Raw genomic sequence first — 4,669 nt, 5'->3', positions numbered from 1 at the left:
TTCGGTCTCGCGCGGGAAGGCGTTGCCACCCATCTGCTCGCGTACTGCAAGGTCAGAAATCACCGCGAACTGAGGCTTGAACTGGTGGCACTGCTGTGCCAGAGATTCCCAGCGAGCGTGCGCGGTCAAAGCCGCTACCTGCAGACGGGAACCGTGTGCGGCAATGACATCGAGACAACTGGTGCCAATCGAGCCGGTTGCGCCCAAGACGGCGATCCGGTTCATTTCGGGCAGTTCAAAGGGCACGCATCCCTCGCGGGGTCCTGGTGTTGAGGCACGCTTGCCATAACTCACGCCGTCACGGCTAATTGCGAATTTCCTCGAAGAACCCGCATTCTAGGTCCGGAATTCATTCCCAGCAATAGCGACGTGGGCAGATGCGTGTGGTCCCGCGTGACGTCAGATTCCGAAGTCACGATTGGAACTGAGCGGGCGCGGAGGCTCAAGTCCAGGGGCGTTAGAATGCCTTTGCCTGACAGCGTTGATAGAGGCCACAAGAATGTGGCCACATGGATGCGCCCCCCATGGATGCGCCCACAGTGGCGATGCCGCTGATTGCCGAGGCGCGCTGCGGTGCCTCCGCAAGTGGACGAACCTCTTTACTCAAGGAAGCGGTGGTTCGTCCAGATCAGGCGACGCGGCGAAGCGGTACCGTGGACTGCGGGTACGGTCCCGTCGGTCCCTGCGCGTGTCCATCCCACTGATGTTTAGCGACCTTGTCCAGAATACGGTCTGCGACAGACATTGCGTCGAGTGCCTGCAGGCCGTCGACCAGCGGTTTCTCGCCGGTCACTGCACAATGAACGAACTCACGCAGTTCCTGAGTCAGGGCGTCAGGGCCGCCCGCTTCGACCGGAGCTTCTTCGATTTTGATGAACTGGCCGAAGACGTCCTTCTTCAGTGCTTCCAGGTCGGCACCCGGCTGAGCCGCTCGTTGCAGCGGTGGCATTCCGTGAGTCAGGGCAAGTCCTGGTGCATAGCGTTTGACGTCCCGCTGATTCAGGTCGACAGTGACGCAACCGGACGCGGACCAGGCGGTCATTGACCGAGACACCGTCGGGCTGATCCGACTGGCTGTGAGATCGGCGATGCAGCCGTTCTCGAAGTACAGTCGAGCCTGGGCCGCGTCTTCGTTCTGGCCCATCACGCCAATTCCGAACGCTTCGCAGCGGCTCACGGTACTTTTTACCAGTGAAAGGACGAGGTCAATATCGTGGATCATGAGGTCGTGGACGACGCCGATATCAGTTGAACGGAAGGTGTACGTGCTGGTTCGTTCGCACCGGATGTATTTGGGCGACGAGATCAGTTTTTGAGCAGACTGGAAGGCGGGATTGAATCGTTCGATGTGCCCCACCTGCAACAGCGTTTCGTTCTGCGTCGCAAGTTCGACGAGTTCCCGTGCGTGCTTGACCGAACCGGCCAGGGGCTTTTCCACGAGGACCGGAATTCCCAGTTCCAGAAAGGCACCGGCCACCTTGCGATGGGCGACGGTGGGAACCACGACAGAAACGGCGTCGACGACATTTCGATCGAGCAGATCGTGGTAGTCGGCCACCCAGCACGTGTGATGCTTGTTGGCGACTTCCTGACCTCGCTGGGCCTGGCTGTCGGCAACGGCGATCAGCTCGACTCCGTCCATCTCACTGAGGATTCGAGCATGATGGCGGCCCAGAGCGCCAACCCCAATCACCGCGACTCGCAATCGTTTCATCGTAAAAACCTGTTTTCCCTGTCGACGCGACAACCTGCTGTGGTGGTTTTCCCGGTCGGCCGATTATGCGGCCTTGGTTTCTTCACTGGCGGAAGGCTTGCCGCGAAGGCTTTCGCGTGCTCGGCCATTCTTGCCTTTGGCGGATTGCTCACAGAAGTTGAGCAATGTCATGAGTTCGATCGGCAGTACCCCGTCGGTCTGTTCCGACAACCGTTCGCGAACTTCTTCCAGCTTGACGTGTTCCCGGAAGATCAGTTTGTAGGCCTGGCGAACCAGGTTGATCGCGTTCTCAGAGATTCCACGTCGACGCATTCCGACGACGTTGACCGTGACGATTTCCGGCTTATCGCTGCCGGCGGCCAGCATGAAAGGAGGAATGTCCTGAGGAGCCCGGCAACCGCCACTGATAAAGCAGCCTGTTCCGAGTGTCGCGAAGTGGTGAACGACCGAGTTGCCCGAGACAATCGCATAATCCTGAACGTGCACGTGTCCACCGAGCAGACTGCCGTTGCACAGGATGACGTTGTTGAAGACGTGGCAGTTGTGGGCGACGTGAGCGTTCGCCATCAGGAAGTTACGGTGACCAATCCGGGTCACACCGTCTTCCTTGTCGGCTCCGCGATTGACGGTCACTCCTTCGCGAAACAGGTTGTCGTCGCCGATTTCGACTCGGGTTGGGGAACCGCTGTAGCCGATATCTTGTGGCTCGCCCCCGATGACGGCTCCGGGGTAGAACCGGTTTCGGTCACCGATGATGGTGTGGCCGATCAGAGAGACATGGCTGTCGAGCTTGCAGGCGTTCCCCAGTTTGACGTGGGGGCCAATGACGCAGAAGGGGCCGATCTCGACATCGTCGCCGATCTGAGCTTGAGCATCTACTTGCGACAAGGGTGAGATCGTTCGCGGCATGGTGTCGTCCTTGAATTTCGCTTGATCGAGATCACAGTGTTAGTATCGGTGTTTGCCGGGCTGTAGTTCACACAGTTGTCGTGGCGGGCGAGTGCCGAATCTTTCATGCGGCTTTGGAATAGGCCATTTTCGCCGGTTGGCTGACCTGGATCTTCTGGCAGATGGCATGGTTGGTATTGTGTCCCGAGCGGTAAGCGCGGAAGTGACCATGCACATCGCACCCCATCAGGGCGAAATCTCCGATGCAGTCCAGAATCTTGTGGCGGACGCACTCGTCAGAGCTTCGCAACTGGTTGCCGATGACGCCGTCCGGTCCGAAGATCAGCAGGTCTTTTTCGGTGACGCGTGATCCGTACCCCTTCGACTGCAGCGCCGCCACTTCACTTTGCAGGATGAATGTCCTGGCGAAAGCAATTTCGCTGACGAATGTCTCGGGAGAGAATTCATAGGTCAGCAGTTGGGGCTTGATCGGGGAACGCATTCCGTAGTCGAGTTCGTAGCTGATGACGAGCGTTCGGTGGAAGACGGGGCGAACCGAGATCTCTGATTCGTCTGAAGCGGTTTCGGTTCTGGAGCTGGAATGAACAACCAGCAATGGCTGGCGTGCCGTCTGTTCGACCGTTCCCGCTTCGAGCAACGCTTCGACAAAGGGAAGGCAGGAACCATCGGCGCCCGGGGGTTCAGGAGCATTCAGGCGGACCAGGCAGTTATCAATCTGCAGTCCTGCCAGAGCGGCCATGACATGTTCCACGAGGTCGACAGAGGCTTCACCATTGGAGATGGCCGTCCGTCGCTGGCGGGGAACAAGGTTTTCAAGCCGGGCAGGGATCGGCTTCGTTCCGGCGAGGTCAGTTCGCTGGAATCGAATTCCGTAGTTCTCGTCTGCTGGAAAGAAGGAAACCGTGACATCGGCACCTGAAAGGAAACCGAAGCCCCGATATTCAGCAGGGCGGACGAGAGTTCGTTGGCATCTTGGAGTCATGGGTGTCACCCGGCGCTGCATGTCGTCGCAATCAGATCGCGAAAGTCCGCTCGGGTGAGAACGCATCCCCCGGCAACGAGACGTCCAGCGATGGCAGCGCGTATTTGAGAGTGGCCGCTGGTTTGGAAGTTAAGTACGAACGCACAGAGAATGGAAACCGACCCCGGACTAATCCAGGGTCGGGCGATTTTGCGTCCGTCGGTCGAAGACTAGTTGTTCTTCGATGCACCACCTGGGGTTGCGGTACGAGCAGGAGCCTTGCTTGAGGCTGCGTCTGGATTGAACTTCTTGTTGAGGCTTTCCAGAACGGGGGTGGTGATGTCTTCGTTCGGTCGGTAGAAGACGACCTGGCGGTTCATCCCCTGCAGCAACTGCTGTGGGTTCTCGGTGTCGAGATCTTCGCGGTTGAAGCGAATGATCAGGGTGTAGTTGAAGTGATTGGCGTACTTTTCCACCATGGTGGTCACTTCGTTGTAGACCTGCAGATAGATCTGCGATTCCTTCTTCAGGAATTCGCGTGACATCTGGCGGCGGAAGTTTTCGAATTCGGCAGCCTGCTTGACAGCCTGCTGTTCGACCTTGGAATACTCAGGAGCACCTTCGACGAGACTCTTCATCTTCTGCTGGAGTTCGACGATCCCCTTCTGCATGTCCTTGGCTTTTTCTTCGCTTTCGGCGATTTCCTGCTTCAGGTCTTCACGCAGGCTCTCGAACTTTTTGTAGTTCTTGAAGACGTAGGCCATGTCGATCAGGCCTACTTTATGAGGAAGATTGGTGGCGGCCGCGGCCGGTTCCTTGCTCTGACTCCAGGCGTCTCCCGTCAACGCGAGAACACCAGCGAGCAGGGCGATTGCGGATGCCGAAACGATAACTTTCTTCACGGCTGATGCACTCCTTTGCGTGGCCGAACGGACGAAAATCGGTTGTGTCGTGGTCGCGTCTGCTCGGCGAGCCAAATCCCTTGGCTTTCAACCGGCGGACAGGAAGACAATGGCATTTTGCACAGCTAATAAATCTCGTCAATACGAACTGCTGTCGGGATTCACTTTTAGGACTTCCTTTTA

4 protein-coding genes and 1 pseudogene are annotated in these 4,669 nt (G+C 57.7%); all 5 read right to left on the bottom strand.

All coding sequences use genetic code 11. From position 1 onward, the window contains the following. A pseudogene (locus tag VGE80_RS21035) lies at nucleotides 1–246 on the bottom strand (1-deoxy-D-xylulose-5-phosphate reductoisomerase); the annotation flags it as partial. 382 nt (nucleotides 247–628) lie between these two features. Continuing rightward, on the bottom strand, nucleotides 629–1,714 hold the full coding sequence (locus VGE80_RS21030) for a Gfo/Idh/MocA family oxidoreductase (RefSeq protein ID WP_440594002.1): 1,086 nt from the start codon (nucleotides 1,712–1,714) through the stop codon (nucleotides 629–631). 63 nt (nucleotides 1,715–1,777) lie between these two features. Continuing rightward, on the bottom strand, nucleotides 1,778–2,623 hold the full coding sequence (gene lpxA, locus VGE80_RS21025; RefSeq protein WP_397571507.1) for an acyl-ACP--UDP-N-acetylglucosamine O-acyltransferase: 846 nt from the start codon (nucleotides 2,621–2,623) through the stop codon (nucleotides 1,778–1,780). A gap of 103 nt (nucleotides 2,624–2,726) precedes the next feature. Further along, nucleotides 2,727–3,605, bottom strand: coding sequence for a UDP-3-O-acyl-N-acetylglucosamine deacetylase (locus tag VGE80_RS21020; protein ID WP_373650299.1), 879 nt, complete (start codon nucleotides 3,603–3,605; stop codon nucleotides 2,727–2,729). A gap of 209 nt (nucleotides 3,606–3,814) precedes the next feature. Continuing rightward, on the bottom strand, nucleotides 3,815–4,486 hold the full coding sequence (locus tag VGE80_RS21015; protein WP_373650300.1) for an OmpH family outer membrane protein: 672 nt from the start codon (nucleotides 4,484–4,486) through the stop codon (nucleotides 3,815–3,817). Nucleotides 4,487–4,669: the final 183 nt, after the last annotated feature.

Source organism: Schlesneria sp. (genome assembly GCF_036405755.1).
GTDB classification, from domain to species: Bacteria; Planctomycetota; Planctomycetia; order Planctomycetales; family Planctomycetaceae; genus Schlesneria; species Schlesneria sphaerica.
The sequence above is the reverse complement of the archived record's forward strand: the minus strand, read 5'-3'. Positions and strand labels throughout refer to the sequence as shown.